Annotated in this window: 18 protein-coding genes and 1 pseudogene; 9 read left to right on the plus strand and 10 right to left on the minus strand. The window is 37.8% G+C overall.

Annotation, left to right across the window (positions count from 1 at the left end; genetic code table 11):
* Positions 1–123 precede the first annotated feature (123 nt).
* From typA to tnpA, 4 genes are all read left to right on the plus strand, one after another.
* Positions 124–1938, plus strand: a complete 1815-nt coding sequence (gene typA / locus IPP64_17035; GenBank protein ID MBL0331067.1) for a translational GTPase TypA — start codon at positions 124–126, stop codon at positions 1936–1938.
* Between the two features lie 156 nt (positions 1939–2094).
* Entirely contained in the window at positions 2095–2520 is a 426-nt protein-coding gene (locus IPP64_17040) for a hypothetical protein (GenBank protein MBL0331068.1), read from the plus strand.
* Positions 2521–2541: 21 nt separating this feature from the next.
* Positions 2542–3339, plus strand: a complete 798-nt coding sequence (locus IPP64_17045; protein MBL0331069.1) for a TSUP family transporter — start codon at positions 2542–2544, stop codon at positions 3337–3339.
* 268 nt (positions 3340–3607) lie between these two features.
* Positions 3608–4069 carry an IS200/IS605 family transposase gene (tnpA, locus tag IPP64_17050; GenBank protein ID MBL0331070.1) on the plus strand — a complete coding sequence of 154 codons (462 nt, stop codon included), beginning with the start codon at positions 3608–3610 and terminating at the stop codon, positions 4067–4069.
* Positions 4070–4100: 31 nt separating this feature from the next.
* Here tnpA and IPP64_17055 read toward each other — a convergent pair whose 3' ends face one another.
* Complete coding sequence (locus IPP64_17055; GenBank protein ID MBL0331071.1) at positions 4101–4589, minus strand: MFS transporter; 489 nt, start codon at positions 4587–4589, stop codon at positions 4101–4103.
* Positions 4523–5116, minus strand: coding sequence for an MFS transporter (locus tag IPP64_17060; GenBank protein MBL0331072.1), 594 nt, complete (start codon positions 5114–5116; stop codon positions 4523–4525). Before IPP64_17060 ends, IPP64_17055 begins: the two co-directional genes overlap by 67 nt.
* 389 nt (positions 5117–5505) lie before the next feature.
* Between IPP64_17060 and IPP64_17065 the strand changes: the two genes are divergently transcribed.
* Positions 5506–7461 (plus strand): gliding motility-associated C-terminal domain-containing protein, encoded by a 1956-nt coding sequence (locus IPP64_17065; protein MBL0331073.1) that lies wholly within the window; start codon positions 5506–5508, stop codon positions 7459–7461.
* 131 nt (positions 7462–7592) lie between these two features.
* On the opposite strand, the gene IPP64_17070 is transcribed toward IPP64_17065, so the two are convergent.
* The gene (locus IPP64_17070) at positions 7593–8111 is read right to left on the minus strand and encodes a hypothetical protein (protein ID MBL0331074.1); all 519 of its coding nucleotides are present in this window, start codon (positions 8109–8111) and stop codon (positions 7593–7595) included.
* 181 nt (positions 8112–8292) lie between these two features.
* Here IPP64_17070 and IPP64_17075 point away from each other — a divergent pair, with 181 nt between their 5' ends.
* Positions 8293–9321, plus strand: coding sequence for a dipeptide epimerase (locus IPP64_17075; protein MBL0331075.1), 1029 nt, complete (start codon positions 8293–8295; stop codon positions 9319–9321).
* 750 nt (positions 9322–10071) lie between these two features.
* Here IPP64_17075 and IPP64_17080 read toward each other — a convergent pair.
* The 4 genes from IPP64_17080 to IPP64_17095 form a co-directional block, all read right to left on the minus strand.
* Positions 10072–11307: an RsmB/NOP family class I SAM-dependent RNA methyltransferase gene (locus IPP64_17080; protein ID MBL0331076.1), complete on the minus strand. Its 1236-nt coding sequence runs from the start codon at positions 11305–11307 to the stop codon at positions 10072–10074.
* A 199-nt stretch (positions 11308–11506) separates the two neighbouring features.
* Positions 11507–12514: a hypothetical protein gene (locus IPP64_17085; GenBank protein MBL0331077.1), complete on the minus strand. Its 1008-nt coding sequence runs from the start codon at positions 12512–12514 to the stop codon at positions 11507–11509.
* Between the two features lie 94 nt (positions 12515–12608).
* On the minus strand, positions 12609–12926 hold the full coding sequence (locus tag IPP64_17090) for an antibiotic biosynthesis monooxygenase (GenBank protein MBL0331078.1): 318 nt from the start codon (positions 12924–12926) through the stop codon (positions 12609–12611).
* Position 12927: 1 nt separating this feature from the next.
* Positions 12928–13317: a cupin domain-containing protein gene (locus IPP64_17095; protein ID MBL0331079.1), complete on the minus strand. Its 390-nt coding sequence runs from the start codon at positions 13315–13317 to the stop codon at positions 12928–12930.
* An 87-nt stretch (positions 13318–13404) separates the two neighbouring features.
* Between IPP64_17095 and IPP64_17100 the strand changes: the two genes are divergently transcribed.
* Positions 13405–14349: a PorP/SprF family type IX secretion system membrane protein gene (locus IPP64_17100; protein MBL0331080.1), complete on the plus strand. Its 945-nt coding sequence runs from the start codon at positions 13405–13407 to the stop codon at positions 14347–14349.
* Between the two features lie 2 nt (positions 14350–14351).
* Here IPP64_17100 and IPP64_17105 read toward each other — a convergent pair whose 3' ends face one another.
* The 3 genes from IPP64_17105 to IPP64_17115 all read right to left on the minus strand — a co-directional run bounded on the left by IPP64_17105 (position 14352) and on the right by IPP64_17115 (position 22764).
* Positions 14352–14759, minus strand: coding sequence for a gliding motility-associated C-terminal domain-containing protein (locus IPP64_17105; protein MBL0331081.1), 408 nt, complete (start codon positions 14757–14759; stop codon positions 14352–14354).
* Positions 14760–14871: 112 nt separating this feature from the next.
* Complete coding sequence (locus IPP64_17110; protein ID MBL0331082.1) at positions 14872–21234, minus strand: hypothetical protein; 6363 nt, start codon at positions 21232–21234, stop codon at positions 14872–14874.
* Between the two features lie 471 nt (positions 21235–21705).
* Positions 21706–22764: an FAD-dependent oxidoreductase gene (locus IPP64_17115; GenBank protein MBL0331083.1), complete on the minus strand. Its 1059-nt coding sequence runs from the start codon at positions 22762–22764 to the stop codon at positions 21706–21708.
* Positions 22765–23084: 320 nt separating this feature from the next.
* Between IPP64_17115 and IPP64_17120 the strand changes: the two genes are divergently transcribed.
* Both IPP64_17120 and rimK read left to right on the plus strand, forming a co-directional pair.
* Positions 23085–23516: an ATP-dependent zinc protease gene (locus IPP64_17120; protein ID MBL0331084.1), complete on the plus strand. Its 432-nt coding sequence runs from the start codon at positions 23085–23087 to the stop codon at positions 23514–23516.
* Positions 23517–23619: 103 nt separating this feature from the next.
* Positions 23620–24506: pseudogene (rimK, locus tag IPP64_17125) on the plus strand (30S ribosomal protein S6--L-glutamate ligase).
* The last annotated feature ends 43 nt before the right edge of the window (positions 24507–24549 follow it).

Below are 24549 nucleotides of genomic sequence, written 5' to 3' on the forward strand. Positions count from 1 at the left end.
TATACGGTCGGCTTATGCTCAAATACGAATAAAATTGACTACTTTTGCACCCTTAAAATGAACTATTTACGAATAGTGAGAATCTGATTTGATTTGAAACATTCGTGCTTTAACACAAACAAAATGAAAAACATTAGAAACATTGCCATCATTGCCCATGTCGATCACGGAAAAACAACCCTGGTAGATAAAATTTTACACACAGGAAAATTGTTCCGCGAAAATCAGGAATCAGGAGAACTAATTCTTGATAACAACGATTTGGAACGCGAACGTGGTATTACCATTTTGGCAAAAAACGTTTCAGTACGATATAAAGGAACAAAAATCAACATCATTGATACTCCGGGCCATGCTGACTTTGGAGGAGAAGTAGAACGTGTATTGAACATGGCGGATGGTGTTGTTTTGTTAGTGGATGCATTTGAAGGTGCAATGCCTCAAACACGTTTCGTAACACAAAAAGCATTAGCACAAGGCAAGCGCGTAGTATTGGTAATCAACAAAGTGGATAAACCAAACTGTCGCCCAGACGAAGTACATGATCAAGTTTTTGATTTGTTCTTCAACTTAGATGCTACCGAAGAACAATTGGATTTCAAAACCGTTTACGGTTCGTCCAAACAAGGTTGGATGGGTCCGGATTGGAAAAATCCAACTTCCGACATTACTTATTTATTGGATACCATCATTGATTTCTTCCCGGAAGCTCCTCGTCAAGAAGGAACCTTGCAAATGCAAATCACTTCCTTGGATTATTCTTCTTTTGTTGGACGTATTGCAGTTGGAAGAGTATATTGTGGTTCAGTAAAAGAAAACATGCCAGTATCGTTAGTGAAAAGAGATGGCTCTATCATTAAATCTCGTATAAAAGAATTATTCATTTTCGAAGGTTTAGGAAAAGCAAAAACAACGGAATCAATTGAATCTGGAGAAATTGTTGCGATAACCGGAATTGATGGATTTGAAATTGGTGATACGATTGCTGATTTTGAAAATCCGGAAGGATTAACACCTATCGCGATTGATGAACCAACCATGAACATGTTGTTTTGTATTAACAACTCACCATTCTTTGGTAAGGAAGGAAAATTTGTAACATCACGTCACTTACGTGATCGTTTATTTAAAGAATTAGAAAAAAATCTTGCTTTACGTGTAGAAGAAACAAACTCTGCTGACTCTTATTTAGTATTTGGTCGTGGTATTCTTCACTTATCTGTTTTAATTGAAACAATGAGACGTGAAGGATATGAATTACAAGTTGGACAGCCACAGGTAATCATCAAAGAAATTGATGGTGTGAAATGTGAACCAATTGAATATTTAACGGTTGACGTTCCTGAAGAATCTGCAGGAAAAGTAATCGAGTATGTAAGTCAACGTAAAGGCGACATGTTATTAATGGAACCAAAAGGTGATTTACAACATTTGGAATTTGAAATTCCTTCACGTGGTATCATCGGATTGCGTAACAACATCTTAACTGCAACAGCAGGTGAGGCAATCATGGCACATCGTTTTAAAGCATTTGAACCATGGAAAGGTCCAATCCCTAGCCGTAACAACGGTGTTTTAATTTCAGGTGAATTGGGGACTGCAATTCCTTATTCTATCGATAAATTACAAGACAGAGGTAAATTCTTTGTTGATCCAGGTGAACCAATTTACACCGGACAAGTAATCGGAGAAAACAACCGTCAGGATGATATCGTTGTAAATATCACGAAGGAGAAAAAATTAAGTAATATGCGTGCATCTGGTACAGATGATAAAATGCGCATTGCTCCAAAAATTAATTTCTCTTTAGAGGAAGCAATGGAATACATTCAAATGGATGAGTATGTGGAAGTAACTCCGGGTTCTATCCGTATGCGTAAAGTTATTTTGGATGAAACCGAACGAAAGAGTCAAGAGAAAAAAATGGTTTCTCAATAAGCTCAACTAATTTAGAGAACGCCCTTACAGAAATGTTGGGGCGTTTTTGTTTTAAATGGTTTTGAGTATATTTGGTAAATGAGATTACTATTTTTACTGCCTCTGTTATTTATCTTTTCTAACTTGTCTTCACAGTCTCTGACGCAAACAGATCTGATGGATACGACAATCATCCAAGCACACAGTAATTCACAATCCATCCTGGTAATTCGAACCTCTGATTTTACACTTTACCTCAATAAAAAATATCTCATCCGATTAGTCAAACGCTCAAATGAAGCAGAAAAAAGAATTTTGATACGCACTTTGAGATCTTCTGATACTGTCACATTTGATTGCTTTGGCAGCTTTTCAGAAGATGTAATTTTCAAATGCTTAAACAAAGGGAAGTTCACCTGCGTTAGTAATAAGTCGGATATAGTATACAAGACAATTTTGAAAGTTGATAATTTCAGCTTAGTAAGCAAAGAGCTGAAAGCAAAAGACGGCAGTTGCAAGCGTCAATATCTTGAATATCTTCTTCCTGATAAAAAAACACATATTATCGGAAGAACTGCACATATCACTCCAAGGATATTATAAAGAAAAAGCAAAGTCTACTAAATGCATCTCTCCAACATCTTTCTCGACCACACTTCCATTGTAATTCTTTCGTTGATTGCACTCGCATTCATTGCAGGGTTTATCGATGCCATTGTAGGAGGTGGTGGATTGATTCAATTACCGGGTTTACTCATCAACATGCCCAACCAACCTTTGCTGACACTTTTCGGAACCAATAAAATTGCAGCACTTGCCGGGACATCCGTTGCAGCATATCAATATTCCAAACGAATCAAATTTGATTATAAACTGCTACTCATCATCTCCTTCTTTTCTTTCGTTGCTTCTTTCCTGGGAGCAAAAGCAGTTAGCTTCATAAAAGTAGAAACATTAAAACCCATCATTTTAGTCATTCTCATTTTAATTGCCATTTACACCTTCATTAAAAAAGATTTAGGATCGATTCAAACCAAACAGCTGACAAGAAACAAACAAATCATATTTGGCTCATTGATTGGAATAGTAGTAGGATTCTATGATGGTTTTTTCGGTCCGGGTACCGGAAGCTTTTTCGTTTTAGGATTTGTGGTGATTCTGGGATTTGAGTTTGTGAATGCATCTGCTTATTCTAAAATCATTAATTGCATCACTAATATTTCCGCGTTGATCGTATTTATTAAAAATGGAGACTATATTTTAGAGTTGGCGATTTTAATGTCGGCATTCAACATTATCGGGAGTGTGATTGGAAGTAAGATTGCACTCAAAAAAGGAAATGGGTTTGTGCGGATTGTCTTTCTGGTGATTGTATCCATTATGATTTTGAGATACGGGTATGATGTTTTTTTGAAAGAATAAAAGGCCGCATAGTACCGACATATCTTCCCTACGGGACTCAAAAAACACTTACTCCTTTCTTCTGCCGATAGGATGTCCCTACGGGACAATAATTACAATTGAAAATCTCTTTTCTGTCTGAATATTAAAGTCCATTTATCATATTGCTACAAATCATAGCAGTTCTTTTTAGTTTTATAAATTACTTTTGAAAAATCCCGTTAGGGATTAAATGTCGATAATAAGAATAAAATATAAACAAAATAAAGTCCCGTAGGGACGACATCGTATGCCAAACACCTATACCCAGATACACATTCAAGTTGTTTTCGCAGTTAAACACAGAGACTCTTGCATTAAAGATTCTTGGAAAAACGAATTATATAAATACATTACGGGTATTGTTCAAGGAAACAACCATAAAATGATTGCTATAAATGGTGTATCTGACCACATTCATGTTTTTATTGGCTTACGTCCAACGCAATCTATTTCAGAATTGATGCAAGACATAAAAGGAAGTTCTTCAAAGTGGATTAATGAAAAGAGGTTTGTTCATGGAAGATTTGAATGGCAGGAAGGTTATGGTGCCTTTTCTTATGGGAAATCACAAATTAAGGATGTTATTAAATACATAGAAAATCAGGAGCTACATCACCGCAAGAATACCTTTAGAGAAGAGTATCTTGATTTTCTTAAAAAATTCGAAGTAGACTATGATGAAAAATATATTTTCAGAGAATTGGTCTGATGTTTTTTCCCATAAGCAAACAAATAAACAATCACCTTCTCCCATCTCTTCGCTTCAACAACCAAAACCCAAAGGCGGTTAACAAACTCAATCCGATAAAAAAGTAGAACATTTTATCAAAACCGTATTTATCAGCAATGCCCAAACCTAATAGCGGGGCAAAGATATTTGCGAGTCCGTATGAAATGGAATACAAAGCAGAATATTGCCCTTGTCGTTCTTTTGCCGGTCGGGATAAAGAATAGTTCATCATAAATGGCATGGCCAGAATTTCGGACATGGTGATGAATAAGGTATAGATGACTGCCCAAATCAATATTCCATTTCCAAAATGTAAAATGGCAAATGAAACCGGCAAACACAATACTCCGGCAATGATAAATGCAAATATGTTTTTATTTTTTTCCAATGCGGCTACCAAGGGCATTTCAATCACCACCACCAGAAAACCATTTAATGCCATGAGCAGTCCGATTGTATCTTCATTGTATTTGCATACCTCAGCAAAATATTGTGGCATGCTGGCAAAGAGTTGAAAAAACAGATCCCAAAAAAAGCAACGAGCACAATAAAAATCAAATACTGCCAATCGCGGTAGGCAGATGTGGAGCGATCGTCTAACACCGCTGATTCACTTTTTTTACTTTCATCGGTGACTCTCGGGAGATAAATCCACAACATTGCTGCTGCTAAAAATCCGGAGCAGGCATCAATTACAAACAACCATTTGTATCCAAGATACAAGGCAACAAATCCTCCTGCAGCCGGTCCGATTGAAAATCCTAAGTTGATGGCCAAACGTACCAATGAAACGGAGCGGGTTCTGTTTTCGGGAGTACTATAGGCTGCAATTGCTTTTGAATTAGCCGGGCGAAAAATATCAGCAGCAAAAGCATAACAAAAAATAATCAACGAAATAGTAAAAGGTGTTGTAGCGACCAACAGCAATAAAAGGATCAATCCACTGATGATGAGTGAAAAAAACATGATGTCGAAAAAATTCTTTCGATCGGTTAACCATCCACCGGCATACGAAGCCCAACACACTTCCTATTCCATAAAAGCTCAACGCAATTCCAGCTTCAGAAATAGTAAAGTGTAAATCTTTGGTAAGGTATAGTGAGGTAAACAGCAAGACCATCGAACCACTTCTATTGACAAACATGGCAAGAGATAGAATCCAAATATTGCGCTGAATGTTAGCAAAAGAGCCAAGATATAAAGAGAGTAAACGGTTCATTTCGGGAGTAAAGGTATTTATTTTATTTCATTTTCGGAGTGTCATTGCGAGTGAAGTAATCAATCTACGAGCAAATGAAAGATTGTTTCGTGCCTTGCAATGACGCTCCGTAATTTGCATTTCATTCCTGTGCATGCAACCTTTTCAATCCTTTTTCAATCTATTAAGAGCATCGCTCTTAAAAACACAACGCTACATGAAAAAACTACTACTACTCTTTTCTTTTTCCTTGTTCATGACATCCACCTTTGCACAAGAAGATTGTGGAAATGGTGTTGACGATGATGGAGATGGATTAATTGACTGTGCGGATACCGTTACATGTTCCAGCAGCACCGTTCCAACAGGAACACTTTTTAATACAGCAACCAATGGTGTGGGTGGAACACTTCCGGGAGGAAGTAATGATGCGAATTGGCAAATTGCAACCGGCTCTATTGCCGGCCCCTATTTTCCTGCAATTGTGATGAGCAGTGTTCCCGGTAGTTATTATACAAGTCCGTGGCCGGATTGTGATTGGATTTCACATTCAGCAACAGGTACCCATTCGGTGAATACCGATTACTATTATAAAATTGAATTTTATCTTCCTTGTGTGAATGCATGTGGAAGTTCATTTTCAGATTCAGCAACCTTTTGTTTGAATATGGATTTTTTCACCGACAATTCGGTGGATGAAGTATACATTAATGGCGTTCCACAAACAGGATTACTTGCAGGTGTGCCTGCTGCTTCTCCTTATTTTAATGTTGGCTTCAGTGCTGCAGGAGGATTATCTTTTTCGTTGTGCAGTGGATGGCAACCGGGATTAAATATTTTGATTTTAAAAGTAAGTTCCGGTCCGGGCTTCGCAGGATTTCTTGCACAAAATAGCACCACTGCTCCACCAGTTGCGAACGATCCAACCATTCTTTCACCGTTTTCAAGTTTTACGGTTTGCGATTCAAGTGCATTAGTAAATTTTAATGCAGCATCCTCCGGAGGCGTTTGGAGTGCATCGTGCGGAACGTGTATCAATGCAACTACCGGAGTATTTAATCCTTCACTTGCCGGTCCGGGGACCTATACTATATTTTATAATCTAACTGTTCCTTGTCCGGCTATGGACACCTCCATCATACAAGTTTTAAGTTTGCCACCCGATGCAACCATCAATGCTGAGCCAGCACATTGTATCGATGATGCCGCCTTTAATTTAACTCCGGTAACCGCAGGAGGAGTTTGGAGTGGAACAGGAATTACGAATACAAGTGTGGGAACATTTGATCCGGCCGTTTCCGGAGCAGGAACATTTACAGTGACCCATATTTTTTCAGGAACCTGTGGTGATACGGCAGCACAAACGGTAACGATTAATGCATTACCGACACCCAACTTCACTGCCGATCAATTTACAGATTGCAAACCATTGTGTGTTCAGTTTAACGAATTAGCCGGAACAAGTTGTGCAAGTGTGATGTATGATTTCGGAGACGGGGATTCAGCGACTACGGCATCACCTAATCATTGTTTTTTAAACGCGGGTGTTTATTCAGTGAGTATTGAATGTACCGATGCAAATGGATGTGTAGGAACAACAACAGTTCCGAATATGATCACTGTTTTTGATTATCCGGTAGCCAATTTTACAATTGCGCCATCCAATGTTGTAGATCCAAACACAACGGTTGATTTTATAAATACCTCAACAGGAGGTACAAGTTATATTTGGGCGTTTGGAGATCCGGGGTCAGGAACAGCGAATGGATCTATTTTATTTTCTCCGAACCATTTGTATGAAAATGAGGGCAACTATTGTGTGGATTTGATTGTTCAAAATACAGGAGGCTGCAGCGACACGGCCAGATATTGTATCATTGTGGAAGGCGAAGGAACGATTTTTATACCGAATGTATTTACACCCAATGGCGATCTAACCAACGATTTATTTTTGGTGACCAGCTCACACATGAAAGAGATTGAGTACAGCATATATGATCGTTGGGGATTAAAAATGGCCGATTACAATGGATTAACTGGTGGCTGGAATGGAAAAGCAAAAAATGGAAAACCAGCACCCGATGGAACCTATTTTTATATTTTAAAAGCCACAACGAACAGAGGAAAAGAGATCAATGCAAAAGGATATTTGCAATTGTTATCAGAGAGATAACACTTGTCATCCCGACCAATCCCGATCCCGATAGCTATCGGGACTATCGGGACTATCGGGAGGAGGAATCTAAAACAAAAAAGCCTTACTTGAAATGCAAGTAAGGCTTTTTTAATAAGGTAATGTATAAATTATGCTTCCGGTTTAGGAGCATCTTTTGCTTTTAATGTTTTAGCAGATTCCACCATTGTTTCAGTTGCTTTTTCTCCAAACATATCTCCAGCTATATCTTTAACAATATAAGATACCGTTCCAGGTTTTACAATTGAATAGAAGTGAAATTCAGGAGCTGTTATTTCAGATTCCCAAAACAATAATGTAGGTTCATCTTTTAAATAACGCTTGAATTTGTTTACATCATTTCCAGAAATATCACTTTTCATCAAAGCAACATCCCCTTCACCTTCTTCAATCGAGATTTGAAAATCTTTCCCCACTTTAATTTCGGTAGCACCCCATGATTGTTCTACCATTTCCATTTTTCCTTTTGTAGAATCAGGAACCATGATTGAAAGTGCATTTCCATTAATTTTAAGCTCTACTTCCATCATTCCCGGGATAGCAACTGCAGTTTCTTCTGTTTTTGAACCACCGCAACTTGCTAAAAATAAAATAGCCGGACTCGCTAATAATAAGATTATCTTTTTCATTTTTAAAAGTTTGTTTGTTTAGTATACAAATATAGGATATATATATACGTGAGCAAATGGTTCTATTAACAAACAATTAACAGGTGAATTGTTCCCTCCTATAAAATTTAACCATCTAGAAACTTAAGGATGCAAATGGATGAATACAATATTCTAATTACATTCGTAGAAAATAATTCCATTGAAACTCTCCTACACACCCCATACCTTATATTTTAAGCGTCCGTTTAAAATTGCACACGGCACACGCACCTCCACTCCAATTGTTCTTGTGGAATTGGAACATGAAGGCGTGATTGGTTATGGGGAAGCAAGTATGCCTCCTTATTTGGGAGAATCACATGAAACGGTGCTTGCATTTTTAAAACGCTGCACTCCACTTATTGAAAACTGGAAGAACCCATTTGAAATAGAATCCTTACTTCAGGAAATTGATTTGGTGGCCCCTCATCAATGTGCAGCAAAAGCAAGTATTGATATTGCCTTACACGATTTAGTTGGGAAGCTGAAAAATAAACCTTGCTGGCAATTGTTGGGAGCCAATAAAGAGGATACACCCTTTACAACCTATACACTGGGAATTGACGAACCTGAAATTTTGAAACAGAAGATAGAAGATGGGACGTCCTATAAAATTTTAAAAGTAAAGCTGAACGGTGAAAAGGATAGAGCAAGTATTGAAACCATACGAAGCATTACCGATAAACCGATTGCGATAGATGTAAATCAAGGATGGAAAAAGAAAGAAGATGCGTTGGAGATGATCGAATGGTTAGCAGACAAGAATGTTTTGTTTGTTGAGCAAGCATTACCTAAAACCAACTGGGATGATGCACGATGGTTGTTTGAGAGAAGTCCGCTCCCCCTTTTTGCCGATGAGAGTATTCAGCGTTATGTAGATCTTGAGAAAGTAAAAGATTGCTATCACGGTGTCAATATTAAATTAATGAAATGTACAGGCATGCACGAGGCCAATCGAATCATTCAGCAAGCACGTGCGCTCCATTTAAAAGTATTGATTGGATGTATGAGTGAAACCTCTTGTGCAATTTCTGCTGCTGCACAATTAAGTCCGTTTGCCGACTATGCCGATTTAGATGGTGCATTGCTCATCAAAAACAATTTGTTTGATGGAATCACATTTACGGATGGGAAGATTACCTTGAATGATTCACCCGGTATTGGAATAACTCCAAAAGAGAATAAGTAGAATTTACGATAATCTGCACTTCGCAATCACTGTGACCAATTGAATAGTCCTGCTGAGTGGAGTTGATGTATTATAGTGTGTGTTGAGAGATGATGGAGAGGAGGGAAAGTAAAGAGCAAAAAAAAAGCCCCGAAGGGCTCTTTCTTACTTTTTCTTTTTAGCTGCTTTTTTTGCTGTTTTTTTAGCTGCTTTTTTTGGAGCTGCTTTTTTCTTAGCTGCTTTTTTCGCTGCTTTTTTTGGAGCAGCTTTTTTTGCTTTTTTTGCCATGGTTTTTTTGGTTATTAAATTATTTGATACGAAGTAAGAAAAATATTTAACACAAACGAAAAAATTATGGTTTATTTTATTAACATTAAATTGTTCATATTGTTAATATCCTCCTTCATCCTCTTTTCGATTTTGAAATTTTTAAATTGAAAAACTCAAATCAATTTTCAAAAAATTGTTTTTTATTTTTTTTGTTCACCTCTGCACTAATTGATTTTACAATATATTCAGAAGATTAAAAAAACACTGTTTGATTTTTTATTTTTTTATTTGCATTACAATTCATTCAAAAACATCAATCATTTTGAATCCATTTTGTCTCTAATTCACATCAAAAATAAATGAAATTATTTTTCATGATTTTTGAATTATTTTCTGAAAACGCTGTTTTTTTCTGTTTTTTCAAAAAATCGAATAAACTGTCAAAGAGCAAAATTAGTTGCAAAAACTAAAAATGAATTGTGTTTTTACACGCTTAAAAAATTATTTTACACGTTCTAACAACGCCATATAAAAACCATCGGCATGATATACTTCCGGAGAATAACGTTTTTCTCCAAGTAAGTTCCATTTATCACCCACTGTACTTAAAAACCATTTCACTTGATCTTCTCCTTCTGAAGGCAATATGCTACAAGTCGCATATACCATCTTCCCTCCCACTTTGGTGATGTCTGAAAAATTAGTAAGGATTTCACGTTGTAATGTTTTTACGCGCTCGATTTCATCCAACGTCAATTTCCATTTACTATCCGGATTTCGTCTTAATACACCTAATCCGGAACAAGGAACATCCAACAACAATCGATCTGCTGTATCTTTTAATCGTTTTACAACTTTCGAAGAATCGATTTCGCGTGTTTCAACAATACGAACATCTGCTCTTGCAGCCCGCTTTTTTAATTCCTCCAGTTTTCTTCCTTTTACATCCAAGGCAATAATGCGACCTTTGTTTTTCATCAACGATGCCAAATGCAATGTTTTTCCTCCTGCTCCGGCACAAGCATCCACCACCCGCATTCCCGGTTGTACATTTAAGAATTCGGAAACCATTTGAGAAGAGGCATCCTGCACTTCAAACAATCCTTTATGAAATGCTTCCGTTCGGAAAACATTTCGTTGAAACTTTAACTCAACAGCATCGGGCGACCAAGAAATCAATGTGCTGTCGGTAATATTTTCTGCTTCTAAAGTTGTTTGCAGTTCCTTCGGATTTGTTTTTAAAGAATTTGCTCTTAATACGGTTGTTGGTTTCTGGTTCAACGCACGAATCACTTTGTCCCAATCTTTACCAATCTCCTTTTCACCAATTTCATCCAACCAATCCGGAATGGATTCTCTAATTTTTCTGATTTTATGAAATTTCTCCAATTGGGAAACCACTTTCTTTTCACTTAATCCTTTAAAGTAATTGCTTTCGGGTAAATCATATCCGTCAAAAACCAAATAGGTTCCAAAGATCATCCACAAGTTTCGATCGGATAGTTTAGCAGCCGGTTCTAATCCAGCCGACACATATAATAATCGCCAGTTACGAACCATGTCGTAGGTTACATCGGAAACAAATCCGCGTTCGCGAACATCCCAATACTTATTCGCTTTCATTACTTTTTCGATCGCCTTATCCGCATATTCGTTTTTTTCGAAGATGTCTTTCAATGCAGAAAAAATTGCCTTAATATGAAAGGAGTGGTGTTTTAAATAAAATTCTTTAGCCATGGTGCAAATATACCATTAATCAGTAAGCACAAAACCCGAAAAATTAAACCACATAGATACATAGGTAAAAAAAGAGGTCATAAAAACACATAGCCCAAAATCGATTAATCGATTTTGGGCTATGTGTCACTGTAACATTCTTGCTTTTTTTCTTTTCTATGTATCTATGTGGTTAAAAAGTAATGAAGGTGAATCATTGTCACTTTTTTATTCTTGACCTAAACTCTTTACCGATTCCGATAAAGGTTTGGTGATTGAGTGGGAACTCAAAAAACACATGGAGCATACTTAATAAGAAGAGTGCATAAAACCCGATTTTATAGCTGAACGCATACAAGACAACCGACAAAACCCACAAGGCTATAATAATTGCCATGCGCTGTTTCGAAATTTCATTCCACTTAATCACGGTTGTTTTGGAAAACCAGTTTAAATAATGATAGGTATAGGCAAATGCAATAAATCGCATGATGGCTAACGCATTCGGAGCAGAATATAATGCATCATCGGAAGTGGACATTCTACCAAATCCAAATGCATCATATAATGTTGTGTTTAGGAGTTTAAAAAAAGAATACGCCTTCTTCCCGTATTCAGAAACCGGAATTCCAAAATTTTCGGGGATATATAAAAAGAACAGGAGTCCGCAGAACAGAAATATAAAAAAGGAAAGAATGCCGGAAGCGCTCCTCGACTTCAATGCTCCAAACAAAATAAATCCACCTGTAAAAAAGTAGACATGGATAATGGTCGGCAGCCAAATGGCAAACAATAAAAATGGGGTAGATGGGAATTGATTAAAACTAAAAATCAATGAAACCATAAATGCCAAAACCACAAATAAGAGTTTCAAAGCTGTTTTTTGAGTGTACAAGATTACCAAAGCATATACAAAACCGGAAAACAAGAAACTGGCAATAAATGAATTTACCTTCGAATGAGCATTAAACATCCCAATTGTTATGGCAATCACAATTAGTACAAACAGCCAAATATCACTTTTTGCTTTAATAAAGTAATTCTTTTTCTCCAACCAGGAAATTTCAGTGAGGTAATGCAAAGGACCTAACACAGCATACGAAAACAAAAACACTTCAAACGGTAAAATATAGGAAGCAACCAAACTAATGATCATCAACCCAATATTGATATAATTGATCCCATTGCTGGTGGTGAATCGAGAAAGAATGCCTGTTGAACTACTCATTCGTTATTTATATTATTAATCGTATCGATAATAAAGCCTTCGACTCCGCTCAGCCTGACGGTCGAATCGTCACACTGAGCGGAGTCGAAGTGCATTACTTATTAAACTCATAATCCCGTTCTACCAAACAAATTCTTGTTTTATAGTTTTGGTACCATTCTTTTCTTCCTTTTTCTTGCGCCATCAAATGTTCGGCATTCCTTTTCCAATTTCGAATGGCTTCCAAACTGCTCCAATAGGAAACGGTGATCCCTATTTCCTCCCTTGCCGATTCAATTCCCAAATATCCTTCTTGTTCTTTTGCCAATTCTAACATTCTATCAGCAGTATTTGAATAACCTTCTCTAACTTCTGTTACAATAGAAGTAAAAATAACGGCATAATAAGGAGGCTTCGGTGTGTTTGCTATCATGTTAATCGACAAAAATTCTATCCTTTCCATCAAAGTGTGGTGATTGCACCGACAATACTTTTACAGGAATGCTGGATGTTACTTTTAAAGCATGAGGTGTATTCATTGGAATAAAAATAATATCCCCTTTTTTAATGTGTAAGGTTTTATCACCCAATATCATTTCACCTTCACCGTCCAAGATATATACATTTTCGGTATGAGAAGCATGTTTATGCTTTTTTACTTCCTTTTTAATAAAAATAACAAAACTGCTGCTTAAGGAATCAGAGGCAATAGTTCTACTATATATATTGTCAAAATTCGAAGGTGCTTTTATCGTATCCAAGGATTGATTTTGCCCAAGAGCAAAAAGAGGAAAGATGAAGAATAGAAAGAATACGTTTTTCATTTGAAAATGTGAATAGACAAATATAATGAAAAAGTGACCGGTTGGAAGAATAGGATTTTCACAATAATAGAATTAACTTTGGTTCTGATGAAGAAGCTAGTCGTTTTTAGTTTTAGTCTTTTTAGTATTACAATGACATCTGCACAAGATGCCCACTTCTCCCAATACCTCAATTCAAAAACATATACCAATCCTGCTTTTGTTGGAACAGATAGCACGATGAACGTTGCACTCAATTATCGAGTTCAATGGCCGAAGACATCTTCTTATAAAAGCTCGATTTTTTCAGTAGATAAATATATTCGTGCGCTAAGAGGTGGAATCGGATTAAACTATGTTAATGATCGTCAATTAAATGATGCTTACATTAAAGCAAGGATTGAATTCAATTATGCACCGCATTTCGAACTGTTTAACCATAAACTGGTTCTTCAGCCTGGTATTCAAATTTCCTATTTTCAAAATACAATCGACTTCAGCAAACTAACATTTAGTGATATGATTGATGCCAGAAGAGGATTTGTTTATAATACAAATGAAGTTTACGGAGCATCGACCAAATCTGGAATAGACGTTTCAGCAGGATTACTAGTATATACGGATAGATATTTTGGAGGAGTTGCATTTCATCATATTACAGAACCGAATGAAGGAGTTGTTGGACCGAGTAAATTACCAATGAAAATTTCTGCTCACGTTGGTGCGAATTTATTATGTGGGAATGCCAACTCAAAAAACACTACCATTTCTCCTACTTTATTATATATGCGCCAACAAGATTTTCAGATGTTCCTTCCAGGATTAACTGCAAAATATAAATTTATTTCCTTAGGAGTAAGTTATAGAAACGAAGATGCTTTTATCGGAACCCTTGCATTTCAGAATCGTTTTTTAAGAGTAGGTTATTCGTACGACTATACAACTTCTAAATTAGGAAATGATAATACCGGAGGTTCGCATGAAATAGGATTAACCTGGTTTGTGAACTTCAAGAAAAAACGTGGGGCAATTAAAACCTTGCGATTGATTTGATATTACTTATACAATATCACAGATCCGGTATATTCATAATTTTCACCATTCAAATCACTCACAAATAATTGAAAGGTATACGTTCCCATTTGAACAATATGTCCTGCACCATTTACTTTTCCATTCCACATTTTATTCGGATCTGTTGTTTTATAAATTTCTTCTCCATATTTATTGTAAACAACAAAACGACCAAGAGTGTAATTTCCTATTGGTTTAAATGCATCATTTATTCCATCACCATTAGGAGTAAAGGCATTAGCAAGATAAACAGAGTATAACGTATCGCTAGATCGGTTCAATTTATACCAATGCTCATAAGTAATGTGTTCATCTGGATTGAATGGTTCTTCTTTTTTACAAGAAGCCAAAAGGAGAAGAATCGATATGAAAAAGAATACGTTTTTCATTTGAAAATGTGAATAGACAAATATAATGAAAAAGCGACTTGTCTTAAATCAATAAAACAAATCGCTTTTAAAACTAATTCTTTCCAACAACCTTCAACTCACAACCAACAACCTACTTCCCAACCTTCACTCGAATTCCTTCCGAGTTGCTCGAAAATTCCGGAGCATACATACATTGAATGGATGTGATTCCGTTTGAGAAATTACCATTGTGTGTGACTACCAATGGATATTCAAACACATAGGTTCCTTTCGGTAATCTGTCAAAGAAGAAATTGGTGGCTGCATCTCTCGTACTTTCATAATACCCCAATCCATCTTGCCATTTATAGGTAGAGATTACGTTGGTTGGTTCAAAACCGGAAGCACGCATATCTTTCATTTGAACATATTCCATATCTCGGTCCACACGCAACTCAATTCTTACTTTAATCTTATCTCCTACTTTCAACAATGTTTTTTCAGAAATCGGTTCGATGACCGGACCCGCATCTGTGTTTTTTTGTAAGAACAATTGTTTTTTCAAAACCAATGGTGTTTTGGATGGCGTGATTTTATCCAGTTGTTCAAAATATTGCCAGTACACTGCTCCCCAGCTTACACCTGCATCTTTTTTCACAACTGTTACTTCGCCCATGTTTGGTTTGATGTCGCCACCACTCCACGATGTTTTGAAATATCCGGTACCGGCTTCTTGTTTTACACCATCCATTTTTTTCGGGTCAATTTGCATATCCCCCATTGTGATTTCCACATTGCTTTCCGTTGCCAACCAATCTGTGCCTCTTAACAACAATGCATAAACTGCTTCGGTGGTTGCTTTGGTGGTTTTCCAATCTTGTGTTTGTTTTGATTTCAGCAACCATACTTTCATATCATCCACTGCTTTTTTATCGTTGTTGATTTCATCAAATGCTTCAATCAATAACGCTTGTGCTTCGATTGGTGCTTGGTACCAATAATAACCTCCGTAATTTTCTTTCCAATACATACCCATCTCTTCGCTGTTCAACGAATTTTCTTTGATGGATTTCAAAATCTCTTTCGGAGTTACTTTATCATCGTAACGGTTCAAGGCCAAAGCAATCATTCCTTGCATGTATCTTCCATTGTCCAACCAATATTTTTTAGCCTGACCTTTATAATAATCGAATGCCTTTTGGTTACGATTATCGATGGATACATCTTTGAAATAACTTCTAGCATATAAGTATTGTATCTGAGAATAGCTCAAATGGTTTTTATCGATATTGGCTTTATCGTATTTTAAAATCCATTCATAATCTTCACGGATGCGGTTATCCAAATAGCGGGCTCCATCTTTCACCATCTTCCAAACTTTCGCATCCTCACGAACATTTTTCACACCCAATTTATCCAAATGTCCCATGCCGGTAACAATGTGTTGGGTGATGTAACGATCATCGCGCATTCCTTCGAACCAAGGGAATCCACCGTTTGGCGTTTGCATCTTTTCTAATTTTTTCAATGCACGCGCCAACTCGTTGCCCATTTTGTTGAGGTCGAACAAGAGCGCCACACGTTTTTTACGTTCGCTTTCATCTTTTGCATCCAACACCCAAGGTGTTTCTTCCAACATCAACGATTTTAATTCTTGATTTTTTTCAAGATTAGATAAAAGTGCTTTTGAGTCCGGGGTATTTTTCCATGAATCAAATACTGCTTTTATTTTCGGTGATGAATTCGCAATATGCGATGCGATGCTGTTTGCATAAAAGCGAGAGAAGGTTTGTTCTGCACATTCGTATGGATATTCCATTAAGTATGGAAGTGCTTGCACAGCATACCAAGCTGGATTAGCCGTGAACTCCAACGTTACTTTATGATTGCGCAACGTAGTTGAACCATTGCTTTGGTTAATCAACTTTTCGAAGCGATACGTTTTTGTTTGGTTACCACGAATTGGCAACGGCATCGATTCGGTCACCAACATTCTGTTTGTTAAAACAGGCAATGCCATTTCTTCCCCATCCGTAAAGTTTCCTGCTTTTGCAACTACTTTATAAGTAATCGCACCCACACCTTCCGGAATGGAAATATTCCAAGTAACTACGGTACTTTTCCCTTTTGTTACTGTAAAATCTCTTTCACCGATGGTTGCAAATTGACCGTGCACAGCTTCAACCATTTTGGTAGAAATTTCTTTCATGGTTGTTGCATCGTATAAAAAGATATCTGCTTTTCCAGTTAAGTCGCCATCCGATAAATTTTGAATTTTGGCGCTGAATTCCATCTTATCATTTTCACGGAAAAAGCGAGGCGCGTTAGGAACCACCATTAATTCTTTTTGTGTGACCAATTCATTTTGAATGGTACCGAATTTTAAATCTTTGGTATGCGCAAAGCCCATCATTTTCCATTTGGTGAGTGCTTCGGGAATGGTGAATTTCACAATTACATTTCCATCTTTGTCGGTTTCCAAACTTGGATAGAAAAATGCGGTTTCAGCAAAATTGCTGCGCGCTGCAACCTTCGACATGTCTTCTCCGCCTTTGCCATCTCTGCGATTCATCGCCTCAGCAGTGCTTCCGGTAGAAGTGGTTGTTACATCACCAACCTGAGCAGCAAACCCACCTACGACAGACGGAGCCATTTTTCCACCACTTTCTTTTTTCGCGTCTTTATTTTTTCCGGACTCTTCCCGCTCCAACGATTTTTCTTCATTAGCGACTGCTACTTCACTCACTCCATTCGCTTCAACAACCACCGATTTAGTTGCATAACGTGCTCGGCTGCCTCTGTAATTTCCATCATCACTATCATAGTCGCTATAATAACCGTAATAGCCATTGCTGTATCCAAACCAATTGAGTTGATCGTAATATTTATACGCGCCATACGGATAGTTATTCCAATCAACACTGTATAATTGTGCATTCACCACTCCGAATCCATTGTTCAAATCCCAATACAAATTCGAATAGTAATTGTTGTAAATGTTGAAATACCAATTGTTCGGTTTAAAGGCATCCAAGGAAGCATCATATAGTGTTGCCATCATTTCGGCAGCTACCTTATCACCTTTTTTATCTTTGATTTTTATTTTCCACTCTTCATTTTGTCCCGGCAACAATTTATTTCTAAACGTTTCAAATTCGATGTCGAGTTCTTTATTGGTATATGGAACGGTAACAACACCATTTTGAGAATAGGTACGGTTGTTTTTAATAAACACATAATGGAAAGCAAAATTTCCACGGTGTTTTTCTTCCACCGGAATTTCAATTAATTTTTGTTCTTTATTGAGTGTGATGATTTCCTTTTTAACTATTTCACCTTTGTGTTCAATTTCATACAGCACTTTTACACCTTCTTCTTTTGAACCGATAATAAATTTTGCTTTTTCGCCCGGCTCCAGTGCATTGTTGCTAATCATGTTGAACCAATTAATTTCATTGCTTGGAACGGTTGATCCAGAAGTGGAATGAACGGTAAAATATTTTACATCTTTCACATCTTCACCGTAGGCATCTTTGCTATGCGCTTCCATCACATAAACACCTTGTTTCCAAGAAGAGAGGTTGGTGAGTTTTACCGAGTCGTTGGTCGTAACGGTTACCTTCACCGTTGAATTGGTGCTACGGTTCGAAATTTTCACTCCGTCTACAAACGTATCAACGGAGGTGTTGTTAAAGTTTTTCTCATATACTTTTTCTCCACGTTTCCATTTATACATATTGTTTTCATCTTTGTAAAAATCATTCGGAAAATCTTTTTCAAATTCTTCTTGGGTTAAAATGTATTTATCGGGTTGCGACCAAGCACGCGAGCGATAGGTTTTTTCGGGCTCAATTAATTTATAGATTTCCACTTTCCCTTGTGCCTTTTCAAACTGTCCGCTCATATTGGTAGAATATATGGCGAATGCTTTTTTATTTTCTTTTTCCAATAAATTCGGGATGCTTACATTTAAGTTCAATGCCGTATACGCAGCACTCACGTAGGTTTGTGAACTATGTGTTTCCCCGTTGATATCGGTTACATCTGCATAAATGGTATATGAATACGTTGGCTCATACGACTTCGGAATGCTTAAATCGGGGATGGCTTTGAAGTCGACAAAAAATGCACCGGTATCGTTGGAAGTGGTGACACCATTTGTAATTTCCATTTGTGCCGATTGTGGATAATAACCTCTCCACCAATACCACCAATATGGGAAGGATGCATTACGCACCACACGGTATTTCACTTCAGCACCATCGATGTTTGCACCGGAATATGCTTTTGCAATTCCATTCACCGATATTTTTTCATTCAAGCGATAGCTGCCTTTGATCGGGTTGAATTTTACTTCGAACTTCGGGCGTTTGTATTCTTCTACCGAAAAATAAACGGTGCCATATCCGTTCGCCAAACTCATTTGTCCGTTTAACACTCCATTCGGAGTGGTGAAGGTTCCGCTAAATGTTCCGTATTCGTTGGTCGTTAAATTTACATCCGCTACTTTCTGATAGTTCACATCATAAAACGTAACGGTTGTAGCGGTGTTCGGCATCAACTCGTTGGTTTCTCCATCGGTATTGATCATAATTCCTTTGAAGTAAACCGTTTGTCCCGGACGATAAATTCCTCGATCTAAAAAGAAAAAGGTTTTCGGATATTTTTGTTTCTCTCTATCGTAGCTTCGGTATTGATAAATGCCATTGTCGGTTTGCAAACGATCGGTTTCATTTACACCGGTTAATGGTGTTGGAGATTTATACGTAAAGTCGATGGTGAAATTTCTGTATTCGGTGGTTGCCGGAACATTAAAATAACCTAAGTCGTCAGACGTATATTTTTCAGACTTCACATATTCATATTTGCGGGTGGTATAATTGTATTTTTCATAATACAATTGTGCGGACACTCCTTTTAATGGAACACCGGTTTGGCGATTCATCATGTAAAAGTCATAACTGCCATTCGTCATTCTGCGGTTGATGTAACTGATGTTCGACATCCACGTTGCAGCATATGCAACCCCATTGTTTTTATAAGAAAAGGTTTTATCGGAACCGATTAAAATCACGTAGTGACCGAATGGCAATTCCGGAATTTTAATTTCTGTGGAATGCGATTGGTAATCGCCATCATCGGGTAATTGAACAGAAAATTCTTTTACAGAAGTCAGTTTTAAATATTGTTTGATGAGTTGTTCACCATAATAGCGTTCGATGGATTTATTGTATTTATCAATATCCATTTGTGCGATACGCACATATACTGTTTTTAAATTTTTATAGGTGATGAGCGCGCGGGAAGGAGCATTAGGAAGGTTTACTTTTTCGCTCATAAAGTCGACCGTATGTTCCACAATTCGTCCTTTTAAGGCTTGGCAATTTTGTGCACCATCGCTGGACGGGAATTTTTTAATGATTGCCTCACACAATTCCAAGGCTTGTTTTTTCATCCATTTATTTTCGTCCGATTGCAACGGGCTGTATTTATTTCCTTTTTCGAAATACACATTCGCAATTTCATAACTCACATCTGCGGAAGCAGGATCGGAGGTGAATTTATTTTCTAAACTTTGTAAGGCTTTAAAATACAGACTATCTTTTATTTCGGAAGTGGAATTTGTTTTTACAAATTTCAATCGTTTGATATCGATGTCGATGATGGCTCTTGGATCAGCATCCGTTGAATGAAAAGCAAGTAAGTCTTGCAAAATTTTAATCGCATAAAATTTAGAAGAAAGTGTGTCCTTGGTGGTGATGCCAACTTTTGCAAATTCATTAAAGTTCCAGAAATAACTTTCGGAGTTGATTTCAAATTTATAAGCCGGTCGGGTGATGTCTGGTTCTTCGTTCATATAAAAGTCAACCGCACGGTGTGCTAAGAAATCATAGAGTGTGGGACGAAATTTACGGGAGTTGGATTGTTTTACTAAAATTTCATCGTAGATATTTAATGGAGTACGTTTTAAACTATCGGTCGCTTCTAAGGAGGCTTGATAATTTTCAACCACTTTTGTAAAAATGGTTTTTAAGTCCCAGGTGGTGATGTCGTCATTATCAAAGTTGACGGTGGTGGTTCGGTTATAAAAGCGGTAGCGATTTTGTTGGTAGTATTGCCAATAGCTTTCGGCAATCATGGATTGCAATACCGGCTTTACGGGATACTTGGCTTCTTTGGCTTCTTCGTTTAATTTGTTGAGTGCTTTAATTAAGGAGTATTCCTCCATGTATTGTTCAAATTTCATTCGATGAATGATGGCTTTGACATATTGAGGAGCATTGTTTTCGGTTTTTGCTTTATCGTAAATGCCGTTCACTACTTCCAAGGCAGATTTGTTTAAGCCTTTGTTGGCGAGGGAATCTACTTTTTTCCATTCTTTGGCGTAGGTGCTTCCTTTGGGAAAAATCAACACCGATTTTTTGTTGTTTGTTTGGTAAGCCGTTACGGTTAAAGCTCCGGCAACACTTGCGATGGCAGCGATAGCGATTAGAATAATCTTCCTCAAGTTCATATCTGTAGTTTTTAAAATTTTAATGGTTTTATAACCTCACTCTTTATCCCTTTCCTAGGATTAGGAGAGGAAATTTAATGGTTCCACCATTAGATGCAAGTTAAAGCAAAATTCCATAAGGGAAAATGATTTTTGTGAGACTTTTGTGTTAAAACGTGAATTACGATGTCATCTCGACCGCTCCCGATCCCGATAGCTATCGGGAGGAGAGATCTTTAGTTTCCTCCGCTGCGGTCGGAAGGACAGAAACCTATAATTGTCATTCGGAAGGACAGAAACTGTAAAGTGTCATTCGCAAGGACAGACTCACGAAATGTCATTCGGAAGGACAGACACCGCTAGGTGTCATTCGGAAGGACAGACACCGCTAGGTGTCATCTCGACCAGCGTGGAGAGATCTTTAGTTTCCTCCGCTACGGCCGGAAGGACAACTGCTGCGAGAATAATTGCAGTTTTTATAGAAACAGGTTCCTACTTTTTAAACCTGGCAATATCCACTTCTTTGTCCAAGGGGAAGCCGGTTTCTAAAAAGTTCGAAAATTGGTTGGCAAAAAACGGGGCCAGCATTACTCCCTTGGTTCCCAGTCCGTTAAAGATCCCCAACTGCGGATGTTCAGGATGTAAACCAATCAAGGGTCTGCGGTCGCTCACCGTTGGACGAACTCCCGCCTGGTGATTCACCACCTCAAACGGTACTTTCAGTACTTTTTTCAATTTCTCTACCAAGTCGGACTTGCCTTTTTCCGTGGTGAGTTCCGATAAGTCGTTCCACTCGTAGGTAGCACCTACTTTATATAAGTCGTTCCCGATGGGTAAAATAAAAACAGCTTTGTTGAGCACAATCTTAAATGGAATAGCATGATCGTGTGTTAATTTAATGGTCAACGTTTCGCCTTTGGTGAGTTTGAATGGCAACCAACTAAAAAAGGGATTGTTCACTGCTTTATAGCCTTCACAAAAAATAAGTTTGTCGGCCGTGATTCCTTTATATGTTACCGAATTTTCCTGCAAAACAAGCTGAGTCGCATCAAATGCTTCTTCCATAAAAGCATCTTTTTTTAAGAGATGGGCTTTGCAGGCATTTAAAAATTGTACGGTATCTAAATTCCCTGCATGCATCACTTCGGAAATGCCCAACGGATTGTAAACAATGCCATTCAGGTCTTCGGTATAAATCGCTTCGTTCAGGTATTTCCCGATGGGTTCCGTTGTTTTTTTCAGCCACAATGCTTTTTCCTGCTCTTCAGCAAACGGTTTTAAGATGCGTTTTGAAAAATAAAATTCAGCGCCCAACTGCTTTTCCATCTCTGGATAAAATTCATCCATATAAGGAAGTAAGTCATCGGCCAACCAACTTTTTACCAATCGCTTAAATACAACGGGATTGTATAATCCTGCTGCAACACGGCTGGCGGTAGTGGCTGGAGCATCGTCTATCACGACTACCGAATGCCCTTTTTTTAGCAAGGTCATTGCTAAAACGCTGCCGGCTAAGCCTTGACCGATAAGTATGTAGTTTAGTTTTTTCATGTTGACCTCACCCCTTGCCCCTCTCCGAAGGAGAGGGGAACTGATTGGAGTGACGATTATAGTTTGTATTCTGTTTTATAATTGCATTGACCTAATCCCAACTACCACACCCCTTTCCCCTCTCCGAAGGAGAGGGGAACTGATTAGAGTGACGATTATAGTTTGTGTTCTGTTTTATAATTGCAATTGGAGCCACAACAAAATTAGTATTTAATCTTTGATTAAATCTTTTTATCTTGCATCCTTAACGACCTCACCTAACCCCTCTCCGAAGGAGAGGGGAATAGATTTGAGTTGCGAGAATAATGAGTATACACAAAATGGATAAAGTTAAATTAACAATCGGGAGAAGAGAATACATTGATTTTCCGGAACTGGGACTTTTTGGGATTACCGCAAAAGTAGATACCGGTGCGTATACCACTGCGTTGCATTGCCATGATATTCGTGAAGAAAATGGGGTTTTGTATTTTAAAGTATTGGATCCTTCGCACCCCGACTATAACGAAAAGGAACAAAAATTTACTTCCTATTCTCAAAAAGAAATTAAAAATTCGTTCGGGGAAATTGAGAAACGGTACATCATAAAAACAATCATCCGAATGGGTAAGAAACGCATAAAATCTGTAATTTCGTTAACCGACAGAGGGAACATGCGCTACCCCGTTTTGATTGGTAGAAAATTGTTGAAGAATAAATTTATTGTGGATGTGGGGTTGGTGTTTACGTTGAGTGGGATAGAACGCGGATAACGCTGAAAAAAAAGATGAAAGCGGATTTTTTATGTTCTTTAGGGTAGATATGATTTTATTGCCTTCGGCAATTTGGATTTTTAAAAAGCAAAATAGTTTATAAATGAAAATAGCAATTTTATCGCGCGGACCGAAACTTTACTCTACTCGTAGATTGGTGGAAGCTGCTGAACAACGCGGACACGAAGTGGTTGTACTCGACCATTTAAAATGTGTATTGGTGATCGAAAAAGGAAACCCGCATATTTTTTATAATGGCAAAGAAGTCACCGGCATCGATGCCATCATTCCGCGTATCGGAACTTCGGTTACCTTTTATGGTGCTGCCGTTGTCCGTCAGTTTGAACAGATGAAAGTTTTTTCTTCCGTAGAATCTCAAGCACTCGTGCGCTCCCGTGATAAATTACGCAGTTTACAACTTCTTGCGAAAGCAGGAATCGGAATGCCGAAAACAGCTTTCGCCTCTGCTCCGCGTAACATCGATAATGTATTGGAACAAGTAGGCGGTGCTCCCGTTGTTATTAAACTCTTAGAAGGGACACAAGGTATCGGTGTGATTTTGGCGGAAACTCATAAGTCTGCTAAATCGGTAATCGAATCTTTTCTAGCATTGAAAGCAAACATCCTCGTTCAAGAATTTATTAAGGAAGCAGGTGGTGCCGACATTCGTGCATTCATTGTGGATGGAAAAATTGTAGGCGCCATGAAACGTCAAGGTTTACCGGGCGAATTCAGAAGCAACTTACACCGTGGTGGTAGCGCCAACGTCATCGAACTTACAAAAGAAGAACGTGAAACGGCTATCAAAGCTGCAAAAAATTAGGACTCGCCATTGCGGGTGTCGACATGCTACAATCTTCCCGCGGACCCTTGGTGATGGAAGTAAATTCTTCTCCGGGACTGGAAGGCATTGAAGGTGCAACAGGTGTAGATATTGCCGGAAAAATTATTGAGTATGTAGAGCGAAATGAATTTAATCATGAACCATAGTGCGGATAACGAATAAAACGAAAATACGAATCTGTGTTGGATA

The organism is Bacteroidota bacterium (genome assembly GCA_016722565.1).
Classification (GTDB): domain Bacteria; phylum Bacteroidota; class Bacteroidia; order 2-12-FULL-35-15; family 2-12-FULL-35-15; genus 2-12-FULL-35-15.